This is a genomic window from Candidatus Streptomyces philanthi, assembly GCF_059553635.1.
Map to the genome: position 1 here is coordinate 1 of NZ_JCANQV010000515.1, position 2,290 is coordinate 2,290.

A 2,290-nucleotide genomic window follows, 5' to 3' on the forward strand; every position below is an offset into this window, starting at 1 on the left:
GCCGGCTCCGTCGTACTCACCGTCCAGTGCCCCTGCCGTCCCGCCGCGTCGTCCGGGTGCCAGGTGACGTACAGCTCGCGCGAGGCGCCGGGGGCGGTCACCCGCTCGCTCTGGCCGGTGACGCCGCGGAAGGTCAGGTTCGCGCGGAAGCCGCGGGCGTAGAGGTCCCGTAGCTCCCGTTCCAGCGGGGTGTCCGGCAGGCGCGGGTCGAGCCGTCCGGTGGCCAGGCGCAGGCTCAGGTCGCGGACGTCGATGTCGTGCAGGGGCGCACGGTGCAGGCGGTGTTCGATGCCGCCTTCCGCCCGCAGCTGGTCCCGCATCCGTTCGAACAGCTGGCGGCTGTCCGGCACGGCCGCCGTGGACCGCTCGGCCCGGGTGAGCCCACTGCCGTCGGGCAGGGCGTGCAGCAGGGAGTCCTGCGGCAGCCGGCCGTGGGGCAGCAGGTCGGCGAGGGTGTAGGTGAGGGTGCGGGCGAAGTGGGCCTCCGCCGACGCGGCGGCCACCGCGTGGGCGACGAGGCGCTTGTCCTTGGCCACCAGGCCCACCACGAGCGGCGAGTCGGAACCCGGGATGCGCGTGGAGACGTTGAGGGAGAAGGTGTTGTGCTCCTCCCCCAGCGCGTTGCCCGGCTGTGCCGCGCGCGCCTTGCCCTTGCTCTTCGCGGCCTTGGCGGCGGCCAGCTCGGTGCCGAACCGGTCCGCGGTCTCCCGCGCGGACGGACCTGCCGGATGCCCGCTGCCGGGGAACTCGACCGGCTTGAACGGCTCGTTCCCGTAGCCCTTCACCGGATCGTGCCAACCGGTCTGGATCTGCTCCCGCGCCTCCTTCAGGCCCAGCCCCTGCTTCGGTTCCTTGGGGGGCGGGCCGTCCTGGATCTGCGGCCCGGCCTGATCGCCCGTGAAGTGGTCCTGGCCGAAGGTGCTCTTCGTGGCTTCGTTGGTGGTCAGGTGCTCCTGGGGCAGCGCGCCCTTCTCCTTGTATCCGGCCCACAGACGGGAGAGGTCGGTGGGCGTGGCCCCGTCCACGAAATCGGTGACGAAGGCGATGCCGCGGTCGGGCAGGGTGTGGTGGGCCGCCGCGATCTCACGGAGTGCGGCGTCGTCCGGCAGGGTCCGGTCCAGTTCCCAGGCGTGGAAGTGGTTGAGGGTGTCGCGCAGGCCCTTGTACTCCCCGGACGTCTTGCCGAAGCGCACCGGGTGCCAGGTGGCGCCCTCCAGCCGCATCTCGTCCACCAGGGTCGCGAACGCGTCCAGGAAGAGGTTGGGTTCGGGCCCGTAGGGCAGCAGCGGGTGGATGCCGGCCAGGGTGGTGCGGATGCGCATGTCGGCGTCGATGATGATGCGGAAGCGCTCCAGGTCGTCGGCGTCGACGGTGCGGGGGCTGAGGTCGTCGTTCAGCAGGTTCTTGTACTTGTTGGGCACCTTGCCGACAGCTCCCGCGGCGTCCCAGCTCTGCCGGACCTCTTCCGCGGCGGCGGCCGCGGCCCGCGCCAGCCGCTCGTTGGTGGCGTCGATCAGCTGCTGGAGTTCGGCGCCCGACGGCATCCGGTAGCCGCCGACCATGCTCAGGGGGCGCAGCGGAGCGGTGCCGGGGCCCACGGTCAGTACGTCGTCGAAGTGCGCGAAGACGTGCCGTCCGCTGGGGACGGTGTGCGCGTAGACGTCGAAGTCCATGAACGCGAAGTACGGGTGGGCGGGGCCCGAAGGTCCGCCGTGGGCCAGGGAGCGCACCATGGCCCGGGAGGCGGGGCTGGTCATGGTGTGGTTGCGGACGGTGCCGTAGGGGAAGCTGCCGTCCCTCCTGGGGGTGAAGGTGGTGGCGACCAGGGCCAGCGGGTGGTCGAAGGAGGTCTCGCCGAGCGCGCGGCTCATCGCGCGGTGGATCGCCTCCAGTTCCCCGGCCGTGCCGTTGACGCCGATGACGACGCCGACGCGTCCCTCGAAGCCCTCCAGCCCGTGGGTGACCGACCGCAGGAAGTCCGCCAGTCCGCCGCCTTCGAGGGCGTGGTACGGGGCGATGGCGTTGACGACGAACGCGAGGGGGTGGCCGTTCTCGGTGCTCCGCTTCATCCAGGTCAGGTACTCGTCCGCCGTCGCGGCGTCGTGGCCGTGCCCGGTGAGCCCGCGGAAGGCGTCGTTGACGACGGTGCGGCCCGGCCCGTCGGCACCGGCGGGCAGGAGCGCGCCGCCCGGCAGCCATTCGGACGGCAGGGACCCGGGGGGCTCCGGGGCGGGGAGGGGCACGTCCGTCGTCTCCGTCGTGACGGGCGGCGGGGTGTCCTGAACGGGTT

The 2,290-nt window shown here is 72.6% G+C and carries 1 pseudogene; it reads right to left on the reverse strand.

The features are described 5' to 3' along the window. Positions 1–2,243, reverse strand: a pseudogene (locus AC51EU_RS29705) (hypothetical protein); the annotation flags it as partial. Positions 2,244–2,290: the final 47 nt, after the last annotated feature.